11 protein-coding genes and 1 pseudogene are annotated in these 13,500 nt (G+C 73.3%); 10 read left to right on the top strand and 2 right to left on the bottom strand.

The genetic code is table 11. The features are described from left to right. Window positions 1-51 precede the first annotated feature (51 nt). The 8 genes from QA802_RS08530 (at window position 52) to QA802_RS08495 (ending at window position 9,681) form a co-directional block, all read left to right on the top strand. On the top strand, window positions 52-1,209 hold the full coding sequence (locus QA802_RS08530; protein ID WP_334519533.1) for an ABC transporter substrate-binding protein: 1,158 nt from the start codon (window positions 52-54) through the stop codon (window positions 1,207-1,209). Further along, the gene (locus QA802_RS08525) at window positions 1,206-2,102 is read left to right on the top strand and encodes an ABC transporter permease (protein ID WP_334519530.1); all 897 of its coding nucleotides are present in this window, start codon (window positions 1,206-1,208) and stop codon (window positions 2,100-2,102) included. The genes QA802_RS08530 and QA802_RS08525 overlap by 4 nt, the downstream gene beginning before the upstream one ends. Continuing rightward, the gene (locus tag QA802_RS08520; protein WP_334519527.1) at window positions 2,090-2,902 is read left to right on the top strand and encodes an ABC transporter permease; all 813 of its coding nucleotides are present in this window, start codon (window positions 2,090-2,092) and stop codon (window positions 2,900-2,902) included. Before QA802_RS08525 ends, QA802_RS08520 begins: the two co-directional genes overlap by 13 nt. Window positions 2,903-2,905: 3 nt before the next feature. Next, window positions 2,906-3,985, top strand: coding sequence for an ABC transporter ATP-binding protein (locus tag QA802_RS08515; RefSeq protein WP_334519524.1), 1,080 nt, complete (start codon window positions 2,906-2,908; stop codon window positions 3,983-3,985). A 22-nt stretch (window positions 3,986-4,007) separates the two neighbouring features. Beyond that, entirely contained in the window at window positions 4,008-5,549 is a 1,542-nt protein-coding gene (locus QA802_RS08510; RefSeq protein WP_334519521.1) for an HAD-IA family hydrolase, read from the top strand. A gap of 106 nt (window positions 5,550-5,655) precedes the next feature. After that, the gene (locus tag QA802_RS08505) at window positions 5,656-6,894 is read left to right on the top strand and encodes an MFS transporter (protein ID WP_443042081.1); all 1,239 of its coding nucleotides are present in this window, start codon (window positions 5,656-5,658) and stop codon (window positions 6,892-6,894) included. A 227-nt stretch (window positions 6,895-7,121) separates the two neighbouring features. Next, entirely contained in the window at window positions 7,122-7,910 is a 789-nt protein-coding gene (locus QA802_RS08500) for a carbon-nitrogen hydrolase family protein (protein ID WP_334519518.1), read from the top strand. Window positions 7,911-7,980: 70 nt separating this feature from the next. Then, window positions 7,981-9,681 (top strand): flavin monoamine oxidase family protein, encoded by a 1,701-nt coding sequence (locus tag QA802_RS08495; RefSeq protein ID WP_334519515.1) that lies wholly within the window; start codon window positions 7,981-7,983, stop codon window positions 9,679-9,681. Window positions 9,682-9,741: 60 nt separating this feature from the next. Here QA802_RS08495 and QA802_RS08490 read toward each other — a convergent pair whose 3' ends face one another. Beyond that, window positions 9,742-10,455, bottom strand: coding sequence for a DUF5995 family protein (locus QA802_RS08490; RefSeq protein ID WP_334519512.1), 714 nt, complete (start codon window positions 10,453-10,455; stop codon window positions 9,742-9,744). Between the two features lie 143 nt (window positions 10,456-10,598). Here QA802_RS08490 and QA802_RS08485 point away from each other — a divergent pair, with 143 nt between their 5' ends. After that, window positions 10,599-11,729: a glycoside hydrolase family 6 protein gene (locus QA802_RS08485; protein WP_334534419.1), complete on the top strand. Its 1,131-nt coding sequence runs from the start codon at window positions 10,599-10,601 to the stop codon at window positions 11,727-11,729. Window positions 11,730-11,761: 32 nt separating this feature from the next. Beyond that, a pseudogene (locus QA802_RS41495) lies at window positions 11,762-11,974 on the top strand (zinc ribbon domain-containing protein); the annotation flags it as partial. Window positions 11,975-12,256: 282 nt separating this feature from the next. On the opposite strand, the gene QA802_RS08475 reads toward QA802_RS41495, so the two are convergent. Next, window positions 12,257-13,468, bottom strand: coding sequence for an MFS transporter (locus QA802_RS08475; protein WP_443042265.1), 1,212 nt, complete (start codon window positions 13,466-13,468; stop codon window positions 12,257-12,259). Between the last annotated feature and the right edge of the window lie 32 nt (window positions 13,469-13,500).

The following is a 13,500-nucleotide window of genomic DNA, read 5'->3' as shown; positions in this document are numbered from 1 at the left end:
CGTCCCATCCCGCCCTGTCTCCTGCATTCTCGCGCGTCCCCTGGAGAAGCCGTGACCGTGCCCCTGCCGAGAACCGCCGTCCGTGGCGGTGCCCTTGCCGCCGTCGCCGCACTCGCCCTGAGCGCCTGTGGCGCCGCCCCCGACACCACCTCCACCACCGCCGACGGCAAGAACGCCGCCACCGCTGCCTCCGCCGCCGACTTCGGCGGACTCGAGGCGCTGGTGAAGGCGGCGAGGAAGGAGGGGACGCTCAACGCCATCGCGCTGCCCCGCGACTGGGCCAACTACGGCGCCCTCATAGACGGCTTCCAGAAGAAGTACGGCATCAAGGTCGCGGTCGAGAACCCGGACGGCGCGAGCCAGGACGAGATCAACGCCGTCACCTCCCGCAAGGGCCAGGACCGCGCGCCGGACGTCCTCGACCTCGGGAGCTCCTTCGCGCTGAGCGCGGCCCAGCAGGGGCTGCTCGCCCCCTACCGGGTGGCCTCCTTCGCGGACATCCCCGAGGGCCAGAAGGACGCGCAGGCCCGCTGGTACAACGACTACGGCGGCTACATCTCCATCGGCTGCGACGCCAAGCGCGTCAAGGCCTGCCCCACCACCTTCGCGGACCTCCTCAAGCCGCAGTACAAGGGCCAGGTCGCCCTCAACGGCAACCCCACCAAGTCCGGCTCCGCGTTCGGCGGCGTCTACGCGGCGGCCCTCGCGAGCGGCGGCTCCTTCGACGACATCCAGCCCGGCCTCGACTTCTTCGCCAAGCTGAAGAAGAACGGCAACTACACGCCCGTCGAGTCGACCCCGGCCACCGTCGAGAAGGGCGAGACGCCCATCAGCATCGACTGGGACTACCTCAACGCCGGATACGCCGACGAGTTCACGTCCAAGGGCGTCGACTGGAAGGTGTCCGTGCCGAGCGACGGCCAGTTCTCCCAGTACTACTCCCAGGCGATCAACAAGGACGCCCCGCACCCGGCGACGGCCCGCCTGTGGCAGGAGTACCTCTACAGCGCCGAGGGCCAGAACCTGTGGCTCAAGGGGTACGCCCGGCCGGCCCTGATGACCGCCATGGAGAAGGCCGGCACCCTCGACAAGGCGGCGGCCGCCAAGCTGCCCGAGGTGTCCGGGACGCCCGCCTTCCCGACCGAGGCCCAGCAGAGCAAGGCCAAGACGGTCCTCGGGCAGGGCTGGGCCAAGGCCGTCTCCGGATGACCGCCGCCGCCGTACGGGCCGACACGGCGGCCGCCGCTCCGGTCGCGCGGCGGCGCCGTGCCCTCGGCTGGCTCGCCGTCGTCCCGCTGCTCGCCTTCACCGCGCTCGCCTTCGGGCTGCCCGCCGCGGCCATGCTCGACGGCGCGTTCACCGTCAAGGACCCGGCCACGGGCGCCACGTCCTACACGGCCGACAACCTGACGGCCTCCCTGCGGGGCGCGTATCTGACGGCCCTGCTCGGCAGCGTGAAACTCTCCGCCGTGTCGGCCGCGCTGGGGGTCCTGCTCGGGCTGCCGCTCGCCCAGGCCGTCGTGACCTCCCGCTTCCGCGGGCTGCGCGAGGCCGTGCTCACCGCGTCCGGAGTGCTGGCCAACTTCGGCGGGATCCCGCTGGCGTTCGCCTTCGTCGCCACCCTCGGCAACGCCGGTGTGCTGACCCGGCGGTTCGGTCTCACAGACCGGGGCTGGGACCTGTACAGCTTCTGGGGACTGGTGATCGTCTACCTGTACTTCCTGATCCCGCTGATGGTGCTGACCATCACCCCAGCCCTGGAGGGACTGCGCTCCCAGTGGCGTGAGGCGGCGCAGAACAACGGCGCGACGTCCGCGCAGTACTGGCGGCACGTCGCCCTGCCCGTGCTGCTGCCCTCGCTCCTCGGCGGCCTCGTGCTGCTCTTCGGCAGCGCCTTCGCCGCGTACGCCACCGCCGCGGCCATGGTGGGCAGTTCCATCCCGCTGGTCACCCTCCAGATAGCGGACGCCATCTCCGGCAACGTGCTCGTCGGGCAGGAGAACGTGGCGCTCGCCCTCAGCCTCGACATGGTCCTCGTCGCCGGACTGGTCATGGCCGTGTACCTGCCCCTGCAACGACGGAGCGCGCGATGGCTCGCCTGAACCTGTGGCGGTGGGGCGTCCTCGGCCTCGCCGGACTGTACTTCCTGGTGCCGCTGGCCGCGTCGGTCGTCTTCACCGTCGACGTGCCCGGGCAGGGGGTCACCTTCGACGCCTACACGCAGATCTTCTCCACCGCGGGCTTCGGGTCCAGTCTGCTGCTCTCGCTCGAGCTGGCCGCCGCCACCATCGCCGTCGTCCTGCTGCTGATGGTGCCCGCCATGGTGGCGCTGCGGCTGGGCTCGCCCCGGCTGCGGCCGGTCGTCGAGGTGGTGTGCTCACTGCCGCTGGTGGTGCCGCCCATCGCCTTCGTGGCCGGCATCGGGACCGTGCTGAAGTGGGGACCCGAGCATTTCTCGCGCACCCCGCTGTTCCAGACGTTCGTGGCGATCCAGGACCCCGGCTTTCCCGTCGTCCTCGTGCTGGCGTACGTGGTGATGGCGCTGCCCTTCGTCTACCGCGCCCTGGACGCGGGGCTGCGCTCCGTCGACGTGCGCACCCTCGTCGAGGCCGCCCGCAGCTGCGGCGCCGACTGGCCGCAGGCCCTGGTCCGGGCCGTGCTGCCCAACCTGCGCGGCGCGCTGCTCAACGCCTCCTTCCTCACCCTGGCTCTCGTGCTCGGTGAGTTCACCGTGGCGCAGCTGCTCGGCTTCCGGCCCTTCGCCGTCTGGATCGTGAACGTCAGCGGCTCGCAGGCCCAGCTGTCCGTCGCCGTGTCCGTGCTCAGCCTGCTCGTGACCTGGGCACTCCTCCTCGTCCTCGCCGGTTTCGGCGGGCGCACCCGTCCTACTTCCCGGGGATGAACCATGACCGTGCTCGACACGACAGCGACCAAGGCCGCGAAGCAGGCGGCGACCGTCGAATTCCGGGGGCTGCGCCGGGAGTTCGGTCCGACCGTCGCCCTCGACGGCCTCGACCTCACCGTCCGGCCGGGTGAACTCCTCGCCCTGCTCGGCCCCTCCGGCTGCGGCAAGACCACCGCGCTGAGGGTGCTCGCCGGATTCGATCACCCCGACTCCGGTGCGGTGCTCGTCGACGGAGAGGACGTCACCCGGATCCCGGCCCACCGCCGGGACGCCGGGATGGTCTTCCAGTCGTACAGCCTCTTCCCGCACCTCGACGCGCTCGACAACGTGGCTTTCGGGCTGCGGATGCGCAAGGTGCGCACGGCCGAACGGCGGTCACGGGCAGCGGAGTTGCTGGAGCTGGTGGGGCTCGCCGACAAGGGCGCGCGGTTCCCGCACCAGCTCTCCGGCGGGCAGCAGCAGCGCATCGCGCTGGCCCGCGCCCTCGCCCTGCGTCCGCGGGTCCTGCTCCTGGACGAGCCGCTCTCCGCCCTCGACGCCAAGGTGCGGCTGACGCTGCGCGAGGAGATCCGGCGGCTCCAGCAGGAGCTCGGCATCACCACCCTGTTCGTCACCCACGACCAGGAGGAGGCCCTGTCCATGGCGGACCGGGTCGCCGTGATGCACGCCGGACGGCTCGAACAGTGCGCCGCCCCGGCCGAGTTGTACGGGCGGCCCGCCACGGCCTTCGTCGCCGAGTTCGTGGGCACGACGAGCCGGATCCCCGGACGCCTTCACGGCGACACCGTCGAGGTGCTCGGGCGGCGGCTGCCCGTCGACGGCCGGGTGCCGGCCGTGACCGAGGTGGACGCCCTGCTGCGGCCGGAGGCGGTGCGGGTGCGGGCCGGGGACGCCGGGGACGCGCGCGTGGTCGCCACCTCCTTCCTGGGCGCGGCGGTCCGGCTCACCGTCCGGCTCGCCGACGGTACCGAGGTCAAGGCCGACCTGCCCGCCCACGAGGCCGCCGGCCTGGCGGCGGGGACCGCGGTGACCGTGTCCCTGCCGGACCGCCCGGTGCTCGTGGCCGAACGTGCTTCCTGACCCCGTTCCGAAAGAGGAGACCGTGACCCGACTCCCGCTCCAGGCCGTCCTGTTCGACATGGACGGCACGCTCGTCGACACCGAGCGGCTGTGGTGGGAGGCGGTGGAACGGGTCGCCGGACGGCCGCTGACCGAGGCGGACCGGCCGCAGGTGCTCGGCCGCCCCGTCGAGCACACCGCCCGCTGGCTGGCCGCCGGCACCGGCCGGCCGGAAGCCGAACTCGCCGAGGCGCTGCACCGCGAGTTCGCGGACCGCGTGCGCGTCGGGATCGTGCCCCGCCCCGGCGCGCTCGCCCTGCTCGACGCCCTGGCCCGGGAGAGCGTGCCGACCGCGCTGGTGACCGCGTCGCCCCGGGCGGTCGCCGACCTCGTGCTGGACGCGCTCGGCGCGAGCCGGTTCGCCGTCACCGTCACGGCCGACGACACCGAGCACACCAAGCCCGCCCCCGACCCCTACCTCGCGGCCTGCCGTGCCCTCGGCGTCGACGCCGCGGCCTGCGTGGCCGTCGAGGACACCGAGACCGGGGTGGCCTCCGCCGAGGCGGCCGGGTGCGCGGTGCTGGCGGTGCCTTCCCTCGCTCCGATCGCGCCGGCCCCCGGCCGGACCGTCGTGGCCGGCCTGCAAGGCGTCACCGCCGACCGGCTCCGCTCCCTGCTGCCGCAACGGCTGCGCGTCATGACGTGGAACCTCTGGTACGGGGGGACCAAGGTCCGCGACCACCGGGCCAAGCAGCTCAAGGTCCTCACCGAGGCCGACGTGGACGTGGTCGGCCTCCAGGAGACGTACGGCACGGCCGCCGAGGAGCTCGCCGAAGCCCTCGGCTGGCATCACCACCGGGCGGGGGAGAACCTGGGGATCATCAGCCGCCACCCGATCACGGCCGGCCTCGGCGATCCGGACGTGGGCTTCTACGGGGCGGCGGGCGTCCGGGTCCGCGTCTGCGGCAGCGATGTGGACGCGGGCGTGGGCGTCGAGGTCGAGGTCGACGTGGACGTGGACGTGGACGTGTGGACGGTCCACCTGGACTGCGCGCCCTACGGGCCGTACGAGGCCGCCTTCGACGGGCTCAGCGCGGACACCCTGACCGCGCACGAGGAGGGCCGGCTCGCGCGGCTGGGGGACGCCCTGCGCCGGATCGGGGAGAGCCCGGACGTCCCCGTCGTCCTCGTCGGCGACTTCAACTGCCCCTCCCACCTGGACCGGCCGGACGTCGATTGGCCGGTGACCAGGGCCGCCGAGGAGGCGGGCTTCGCGGACTCCTACCGGCAGGCGCACCCCGACCCCGTACGGCAGCCCGGTCACACCTGGTCCCCGGTGCACGCCGAGCACGAGGACGGCAGCGGCCGGCCGGAACCGCAGGACCGGATCGACTTCGTGCTCCACCGGGGCCTGCGGGTGCTCGACTCGCGGACCCTGGTGACCGGCGGCATCCGGCCGTGGCCGGACGTCGAGGACAACGACTGGCCCTCCGACCACGCCGCGGTCATCACCACCTTCGCGCTCGCCCCCGCGACGGTCACTCCCTCGGCGGTCACCGGTAAATCGGTGGGCGAGGGGGCGTGAACCGCCTACCATCGATGACATGACCTGGCGACATTGATCCACGACCGGCTCCGACGTCCGTCGACTGACCGCGACGCTCCACGCGTACGCGTTCCTCGACGAGTTCGTGCTCCTCTACCCGGTGTACGCGCTGCTGTTCGCGGACGCCGGGCTGTCCGTCGGGGAGATCTCCTCCCTCTTCGTCCTGTGGTCGCTGACCGGCGTCCTGCTCGAGGTGCCCTCGGGTGCCTGGGCGGACGCCGTCTCCCGGCGGCTGCTGCTGTGGACCGGCCCGCTGCTGGGCGCGGCCGGCTTCGCGCTGTGGGTGCTGTTCCCGTCGTACGGGGCCTTCGCGGCCGGCTTCGTCCTGTGGGGCGCCCGTGGCGCGCTGGGCTCCGGTGCGCTGGAGGCCCTGGTCTACGAGGAGCTGGACCGGGCCGGCGCCGCCGACCGGTACGCGGTGGTCATGGGGCGCGCGCACGCGGTGGGCCAGGTGGCCGTGATGGCGGCGACGGGTCTGGCCGGCCCGGTCTTCGCGGCGGGCGGATACCCGGCCGTCGGCGCGGCCAGCGTGCTGGCGTGCCTGCTCTGCGCCTTGACGGCGACCTGCTTCCCGGAGCACCGCGCCCCGGCCCCCGCAGGGAGCGACGCCGACGACGGTACGGCCCCCGGCGAGAGTACGGCCCGCGGCGACGGTGAGGGCGGTGACCAGGGCGCGGACGTCGGCGGGGGCGAGCGCGACAGGGGCTGGACCCGGCGGCTGCGCACCGGTCTCGCCGGACTCGCCGGACTCCGCCGGGACCGCCCCCTTCTCGGCGCGCTGCTGCTCGTCCCCGCCGTCACGGCGGTGTGGGGCGGGCTCGACGAGTACACCCCGCTGCTGGTCAGGGATACCGGGGCGGCGGACGCGGCCGTCCCGTACCTGCTCATGACGATCTGGGCAGGCGTGACGGCGGGCAGCCTGCTGTCCGGTGCGGTCGAGCGCCTCGGCCGCACCGGCCTGGCGGCGGTCCTCGCCGGCGCCGCGCTCGCCCTGGCGGCCGGCGCGCTGACGGGGGCGCAGGCCGGCGTCATCCTCGTCGGTCTCGCCTTCGGCGGCTTCCAGGCGGCGACCGTGCTGGCCGACGTCCGGCTCCAGCGGCGCATCGAGGGCACCGCACGGGCCACCCTGACCTCGATCGCCGGCCTGGGCACCGAGCTGGTGACCGTCGCGGTGTACGGCGCGTACGGCGTCCTGGGCGCGCGGTTCCCGCACGGCACCGTGTTCGCCCTGTGCGCGCTGCCGTACCTGATCACGGCCCTGGCGGTGGGTCGGCGAAGAAGACGGGCGAGCGCTTCGGCGCGGGGCCGGCGGAGCAGCGGATGAGCGCGCTGTGGGCGGACCCGGGGGAGCCGCGGACGAACGAGCCGTGGGCCCACGCGGGGGAGCGGGGGACCGGAGGGGAAGGCGCGCAACGAATCGCCGTCCCGCCCGCCGTGCACGCAACGAACCGCCCACCGTCGCGCAACGGCTCCTTCTTGTCCGGCCCGCGCGGCCGCCCGTACCGTCTAGGTGGCCCCCGCAACCACCCTTTCGTCCGGTGAGGATGACGCATGCGCACCGCCCTGCTCCAGAGCTCCGGCCGCCCCGGCTCCGTCGTCGAGAACCTCAAAGTCCTCGACGAGGCCGCGGAGCGGGCCGCCGCCGTGGGCGCCGGGCTGCTCGTCGCGCCGGAGTTGTTCCTCACCGGGTACGCCGTCGGCGACGACGTCGCCCGCCTCGCCGAGCCCTCCGACGGCGACTCGGCGGACGCCGTCGCCGAGACCGCCGGGCGGCACGGGATCGCGATCGCCTACGGCTACCCGGAGCGCGCCGGCGCGACCGTGTACAACGCGGTCCAGCTGATCTCCGCCGACGGCGGCCGCCTCGCGAACTACCGCAAGACCCACCTGTTCGGCTGCTTCGAGCGCGACCACTTCACCCCGGGCGGGCAGTCCGTCGTCCAGGCCGAGCTGGACGGCCTCACCGTCGGCCTCCTGATCTGCTACGACGTCGAGTTCCCGGAGAACGTGAGGGCGCACGCGCTCGCCGGCACCGACCTGCTCGTGGTGCCGACCGCGCAGATGCACCCCTTCCAGTTCGTCGCCGAGTCGATGATCCCGGTGCGCGCCTTCGAGAACCAGATGTACATCGCCTACGTCAACCGGGTCGGCAGGGAAGGGGAGTTCGAGTTCGTCGGACTCTCCACGCTGGCCGGTCCCGACGGGATCGCCCGGGCGCGCGCGGGCCGCGCCGAGGAGCTGGTGTTCGCCGACGCCGACCCGGTCGCCCTCACCGCCTCCCGCGCCGCCAACCCCTACCTGCGGGACCGTCTTCCCGGTCTCTACGGATCCCTGGTCTGACCGCCGGTCCGTCGGCCCGCCGTACGCCGCACCCCCTCCGATCGTCTTTGCCGCAAGGAGTCCGCACCCCATGACGTCCACCGTGCCCAACGCCGTCGAGCACGCAGACGAGCAGCAGCAGCCGCCGGTCACCATGTTCGGTCCGGACTTCCCGTACGCCTACGACGACTTCCTCGCCCATCCGGCGGGCCTCGGTCAGATCCCGGCGACCGAGCACGGCGCCGAGGTCGCCGTCATCGGCGGCGGGCTTTCCGGCATCGTGGCCGCGTACGAGCTGATGAAGATGGGGCTCAAGCCGGTCGTCTACGAAGCCGACCGGATCGGCGGACGGCTGCGCACCGTCGGCTTCGAGGGCTGCGACCCCTCCCTCACCGCCGAGATGGGCGCGATGCGCTTCCCGCCGTCCTCCACGGCGCTCCAGCACTACATCGACCTGGTGGGGCTGGAGACCCGGCCGTTCCCCAACCCCCTCGCGGAGACCACCCCTTCGACGGTCGTCGACCTCAAGGGCGAGTCGCACTACGCCGAGACGATCGACGACCTGCCGCAGGTCTACCGCGACGTCGCCGCCGCCTGGAACACGTGCCTCGAAGAGGGCGCCGACTTCCCCGACATGAACCGGGCCATGCGCGAGCGGGACGTGCCGCGCATCCGCGAGATCTGGGCGAAGCTCGTCGAGAAGCTCGACAACCAGACCTTCTACGGTTTCCTCTGCGACTCCGAGGCCTTCAGGTCCTTCCGTCACCGGGAGATCTTCGGCCAGGTCGGCTTCGGCACCGGCGGCTGGGACACCGACTTCCCCAACTCCATCCTGGAGATCCTGCGCGTCGTCTACACCGAGGCCGACGACCACCACCGCGGCATTGTCGGCGGCTCCCAGCAGCTGCCGCTGCGCCTGTGGGAGCGCGAACCGCGGAAGATCGTCCACTGGCCGTACGGCACCTCGCTCAGCTCCCTGCACGACGGCGGCGAGCCGCGGCCGGCCGTGACCCGGCTGCACCGCACCGCGGGCGACCGGATCACCGTGACCGACGCCAACGGCGACATCCGCACCTACCGGGCAGCGGTCTTCACCGCCCAGTCCTGGATGCTGCTGTCGAAGATCGCCTGCGACGACTCGCTCTTCCCGATCGACCACTGGACCGCGATCGAGCGCACGCACTACATGGAGTCCAGCAAGCTGTTCGTGCCCGTCGACCGGCCGTTCTGGCTCGACAAGGACGAGACGACCGGCCGGGACGTCATGTCGATGACGCTCACCGACCGTATGACGCGCGGGACGTACCTGCTCGACGACGGCCCCGACCGGCCCGCCGTCATCTGCCTCTCCTACACCTGGTGCGACGACAGCCTGAAGTGGCTGCCGCTGTCCGCGAACGAGCGGATGGAGGTCATGCTGAAGTCGCTCGGCGAAATCTATCCGAAGGTCGACATCAGGAAGCACGTCATCGGCAATCCGGTGACCGTGTCCTGGGAGAACGAGCCCTACTTCATGGGCGCGTTCAAGGCCAACCTGCCCGGCCACTACCGCTACCAGCGGCGGCTGTTCACCCACTTCATGCAGGACCGGCTGCCCGCGGACAAGCGGGGCGTCTTCCTCGCCGGAGACGACATCTCCTGGACGGCCGGCTGGGCCGAGGGCGCCGTGCAGACCGCGCTCAACGCGGTCTGGGGCGTCATGCACCACTTCGGCGGGGCGACCGACGCCACCAACCCGGGCCCGGGCGACGTGTACGACGAGATCGCGCCCGTGGAGCTCCCGGAGGACTGAGTCCCACCACCGGCGCGCCTCCGCCCGCAGCCTCCCGGGTGCGCCGCGGGCCGGCGTGCCTCACAGCGGGGTGAGCATCATCCGTCCCGCGAAGCCGACGGCCGTGTCGAGCCGCTCGGTGAACTCCACGGCCACGTCGGGGAGCCGGCGCAGCGCCCACAGCGCCCGGGCCGCCGTCCAGGTGGCGTCCCGGGCGCGCTCCAGGCTCCAGGCCCCGAGCAGATGGGTGAGCGGATCGGCGATCTGCAGCAGATCGGGGCCCGGCATCAGCTCTTCGCGGACGCGCTCCTCCAGCGATACGAGGAGATCGCCCACGCGGTCGAACTCGTCTTCCAGTTCGGCCGGTTCGCAGCCGAGGCTACGACAGGCGTCCACGACGGCGAGCGCGAGATCGTGACCGATGTGCGCGTTGATGCCCGCGAGCGCGAACTGCAGCGGGCGTACGCCCGGGTGACGGCGGAACTGCAGCAGCGGGCGCCAGCAGGCGGGCGGCCGCCGGTCGCCGGTCGCCGGATCCACCGCGTCCAGGTAGCGCTCGGCGAACCGTACGTCCAGCGTGATCGCGGCGTGCGGGTCGGGGAAGCGGCCCCGGTCGATGCGCCGGCCGACCTCCTCGGTCACGGCGAGGTAGACGCGGTTGAAGACCGCGACCCCGTCGTGCGCGGGCAGTGCCCGTTCGAGGGCCCGCATCCGGGCGAGGACGTCGTCGAGGTTCGGGCCGGCCGGGCCGGCCCCCGCGTCGGCGGGAGCGGTGAACTGTTCCAATTGCGGCATGGGGGCAGGGTGGCAGTCCTAGGCTGGCCCGCGTGCCGGCGAGCCCGACGCTTCCCCGGAACGGGGGAACGGGCCCGTCGCGCGGGAGGGGGAACAGCACGGTGCCAGGAGTACGTGAGCGACGGGCCCTGCGGCGTGGAGCCATGGTCGCCGTCGCCTCGGTCGTGGTCGCCCTCGGCGTCGCGGCCGGGACGATGACCGCGCTCGGCGACGGCGACGAGCGACGTCACGGCCGCGACACCGACGGCGTCCGGCCGCGCGCCGGAGCGACGCTGCTGTCCCCTTCCCCTCCACCGTCCCCGCGCCCCTCCACGCCCCCTTCGTCCTCGCCCGCCGCGTCGCCCGCAGGGACGCCGACGACCCGGGCCGACCGCCGCGCCGCGAGGAAGCCGCAGGCGGCGGCCGCCTCCTCGAGCCTGTACCGCCACGCCGAGTCGCAGGTCCGCGACTGGCTCCGGGCCCATCCGGCCGACCCGCGCGCCGCCGTCATCGAGTCCCGGATCGCGAACCGGCCGGCCGCCGTCTGGTTCGCCGACTACGCGCCCGGCACGATCACCGCACGGGTGCGCGCGGTCACCTCGGGCGCCGCCGCCCAGGGCCGGGTGCCCGTCCTCGTGGCGTACGCGATCTGGGACCGCGACTGCGGCGGCGCCTCCGGGGGCGGAGCGCCCGACTCCGACGCCTACGCCGGCTGGATCGACCGGTTCGCCGCCGGGCTCGGCTCCGGCGAGGTGGTCGTCATTCTCGAGCCGGACTCGATCGCCCAGGCCGACTGCCTCGACGCGGGCGCGCGGGCCGACCGCTTCGCCGCGCTGGCCCGCGCGGGGCGCGTGCTGAAGGCGGCGAACCCGGCGGCCCGTGTCTACTACGACGCCGGTCACTCCCACTGGAACCCGCCGGCGGAGCAGGCCGCGCTGCTGAGGCAGGCCGGCACCGCCTCCGCAGCGTCCTCCGACGGGATCTTCACCAACGTGTCCAACTTCCGCGGCACCGCCGACGAGGCCGCCTACGCGCGCCGGGTGCTGGACGCGCTGGGCGGTCCGGCGGGTTTGGGCGCGGTCATCGACACGAGCCGCAACGGCAACGGCGCGCCGGCCGACGGCCAGTGGTGCGACCCGGACGGCCGCAGGGTCGGCAGCGCGCCCACGTTGGACACCGGGCAGGCCCGGATCGATGCCCATCTGTGGGTGAAGCTGCCCGGGGAGTCGGACGGCTGCAAGGGGGCGGCGGGCCAGTTCAGTCCCGCGTACGCCTACGAACTGGCGTCGTCGTAGCTGCTGGTGCCCGCGTCCAGCAGCGGCCGCGGATGTGGTGGGCGCGCGCGAACGCGCGCAGCGCGTGGTGGCCGACGACGACGACGACGATCGAAGATCGACTCCCCGCGCTTCCTGCGACCAGGGGATCGCCGGCCTCCCGGACCTGCCACGCCTGCGGCGTCGTTGTGGACGGGCCCAAACCCCTGAACGTGCGGGAATGGGCCTGCAGCGCCTGCGGCACGGTCCACGACCGGGACCACAACGCCGCGATCAACGCCGGGATCAACATCGAGACGGCCGCCGGACTGGCGGTATCGGCCTGCGGAGCGCCGGTAGGACCGGGAGCGATCCCGGCACAGCGCGAAGAAACAGGAAGCCACGGATTCCCTACCGGAAACCGGTCCGCGCAGCGGCCGCGGCAACCGGTAGAGAAGGCCAGAAGCCTCGTCCCTCCAACGGAGTCCTTCAGGGCGAGGAGCATGTCAACCGCTGATGGTCCAGCGCGGACGCGACGACCATGCGCCCCACCCCCTGGAACGAGACCCTCAGGGCCGGGGGCCGGGCGCTGCTGCGGCCTGCGGACTGACCTTCGAACCCGTGCGCCCGTCGCTGCGCAGCACGCCCGCGAACGCCACGAGCCCGCACGCCAGCACGGTCACGACGCCGAACGACACGACCAGGCTGGTCGCCTGCGCCACCCCGCCGATGAGGCTCGGGGCGATCAGGCCGGAGGTGTACGTGATGGTCGCGACGCCGGCGATGGCCTGACTGGGGTTCGGTCCGCTGCGGCCGGCCGCAGCGAAGCACAGCGGCACGACGACCGCGATGCCGAGCCCCATCAGCCCGAAACCGCCGATCGCCACCGCCGGATGACCCGCGACGACGATCAGCAGCCCGCCGAGTACGGCCAGCACGCCGCCCGCTCGTACGGTGCGCACCGCGCCGAACCGGTCGACCACCGCGTCTCCCACGATCCGCGCCACGGCCATCGTGAGCATGAAGCCGGTGGTGCAGGCCGCCGCGACCCCGGCCGACGACCCGAGACGGTCCCGCAGATACACGGCCGACCAGTCCAGGCTCGCCCCTTCGGCGAACACCGCGCAGAATCCGACCGTGCCGATCAGCAGCGCCGAACGGGGCGGCAGCGCGAACCGCGGGGGTGGCTCCTCGTCCGCGGCCGGCCGGATGTCCAGCACCCACCGGCAGGCCAGCAGTCCGAGCACGGTGAGGACGGCCGCGGCAAGGGCGTGGTGCACGCGGGCGTCCGCCCCGAGATGCGCGGCGAGGGTTCCGCCGGCCGAGCCGATCAGGGCGCCCGCGCTCCACATGCCGTGCAGCCCGGACATGATCGACTTTCCGAGCAGCCGCTCCACCTCCACCCCGAGGGCGTTCATCGCGACGTCGGCCATGCCGGCGGCCGCGCCGTAGGCGAACATCGCCAGGCACAGCGTCAGCAGGTTCGGGGCGAGAGCGGGCAGGACGAGGGAAAGCGTCCACAGCGCGAGCAGCCCGCGCAGGGCCGTACGGCTGCCGAAACGATGGGCGAGCGAACCGGCCAGCGGCATCGCGCAGGCCGCGCCGAACGCGGTGAAGGCCAGGGCCAGGCCCAACTGGCCGGTGGACACCCCGGCGTGGTCCTGGATCCAGGGCACGCGGGTGGCGAAGGACCCGGTGACGGCGCCGTGCACGGTGAACACCGCCGCCACGGCGTACCGGGAGCGCCGCACCTCTGCCGGCGCGTAGACCACGTCGTCCACTCCGCTCATTCTCCCGCCCTCCCGGCCCCGTT

It is taken from the genome of Streptomyces sp. B21-105 (assembly GCF_036898465.1).
GTDB lineage: Bacteria > Actinomycetota > Actinomycetes > Streptomycetales > Streptomycetaceae > Streptomyces.
Note: the sequence above shows the minus strand (reverse complement) of the source record. Positions and strands in the feature narration are given on the sequence as shown.

What these genes read in the sequence shown, in the direction of transcription:
- QA802_RS08515 (WP_334519524.1), top strand. Translation starts at nt 2,906, where the DNA reads ATGACCGTGCTCGACACGACAGCGACCAAGGCCGCGAAGCAGGCGGCG.
- QA802_RS08490 (WP_334519512.1), bottom strand. Translation starts at nt 10,455, where the DNA reads ATGCCGCAATTGGAACAGTTCACCGCTCCCGCCGACGCGGGGGCCGGC.
- QA802_RS08495 (WP_334519515.1), top strand. Translation starts at nt 7,981, where the DNA reads ATGACGTCCACCGTGCCCAACGCCGTCGAGCACGCAGACGAGCAGCAG.
- QA802_RS08485 (WP_334534419.1), top strand. Translation starts at nt 10,599, where the DNA reads ATGGTCGCCGTCGCCTCGGTCGTGGTCGCCCTCGGCGTCGCGGCCGGG.
- QA802_RS08525 (WP_334519530.1), top strand. Translation starts at nt 1,206, where the DNA reads ATGACCGCCGCCGCCGTACGGGCCGACACGGCGGCCGCCGCTCCGGTC.
- QA802_RS08500 (WP_334519518.1), top strand. Translation starts at nt 7,122, where the DNA reads ATGCGCACCGCCCTGCTCCAGAGCTCCGGCCGCCCCGGCTCCGTCGTC.
- QA802_RS08520 (WP_334519527.1), top strand. Translation starts at nt 2,090, where the DNA reads ATGGCTCGCCTGAACCTGTGGCGGTGGGGCGTCCTCGGCCTCGCCGGA.